The sequence below is a fragment of the Vibrio sp. YT-16 genome (assembly GCF_033337405.1).
GTDB lineage: Bacteria > Pseudomonadota > Gammaproteobacteria > Enterobacterales > Vibrionaceae > Vibrio > Vibrio alginolyticus.
In genome coordinates this window covers 1-1,092 of sequence record NZ_JAWOQQ010000140.1, presented here as the reverse complement: position 1 = coordinate 1,092, position 1,092 = coordinate 1, and the positions used below count along the sequence as shown (strand labels likewise).

Sequence of the window (1,092 nt, the reverse complement as noted above, 5' to 3'; positions counted from 1 at the left end):
ACCAACGCCCCACGGTGTATTTCTCTGCTTCTAAACTGTTGGTCACCACCATGGTGAATGTTACGGCTAACGCCACCAATCCAAACCCAGTGAACAACGTCACCATAGAACGATTTAGTGGCACTTTTTGAAACAGCACATAGCCCAAAGGCAGATAGCCCATATAGAGCCACATTTGGTTACTCCATGGCCCATCAATCTTGAACAGGAATAACGTGCTAGTGAACATCCAAAAAGCCAGATAGGTATAGAGGACATTGTCATCGACATTACGTGCCATCCATTGGAATAGAGGAATCACGAAATACAGTGGAATAAAGTAATAGCAGAAGCCTAAATGGTAATAGGTGGCATGAAACAGACTATTACTCAGCACTTCTTTGACGGTTTCAAAATCGAATCCTTGTGCCGTCCAACCCGATAGATACGCGTAGAACGTCGACCAAATTAGAAAAGGCACCAACACCTTCCCCAAACGCCGCTTCACGTAATACTTGCCATCAAAAGGACGTGTATCACTGAGCATCAGAGCGCCCGTAATCAAAATAAATACCGGCACCGCCCATCGGGTCACGCTGTTCACTCCAACGGCGGTGAGCCATTGGTCCATTGGTATCACGCCCAACTCGTTTCGATAAGGCGCCAAGACATGAATAGCGATCACAGCCACTGCGGCGACGCAGCGCAATAAATCAAAAAACAGAACCCTTTCTCTCATATCCTTTCCTACCTTGGATCGCTTATCGTTTATAGCATAGGGCAATTTTCACTCAATTAAATAGTTAACAATCTGTTTTTGCTTATTTTTAACCCAACAATGACCTGTTAATTGTATTTAACCGATAAATACTGCTGAACAGAATCAATTGAAACAAAGCGATATGTGACCAACACTTTCTTGAATATGAAACAGATATAATTCACAGAAGCCCCTAGGATACTGAGCACATTACAAAGAAAGGTCTTGTTATGAAGAAAACATTATTGGCGTCACTCGTATGTGTAGTGGCTTTAGCTGGATGTAATCAAAAGGAAGAGACCGAGGCACCAGCCCAATCGCAACCGGAAGCGAACCCAATCTGTAACTTAGAA

The 1,092-nt window shown here is 43.6% G+C and carries 1 protein-coding gene and 1 pseudogene; one reads left to right on the top strand and one right to left on the bottom strand.

Annotated features, from left to right (window positions below):
- On the bottom strand, window positions 1–718 hold a 718-nt coding region (locus R7F07_RS25345), incomplete at its 3' end, for an acyltransferase (RefSeq protein ID WP_318110687.1).
- Window positions 719–969: 251 nt separating this feature from the next.
- Here R7F07_RS25345 and R7F07_RS25340 point away from each other — a divergent pair.
- A pseudogene (locus R7F07_RS25340) lies at window positions 970–1,092 on the top strand (2-oxoglutarate dehydrogenase); the annotation flags it as partial.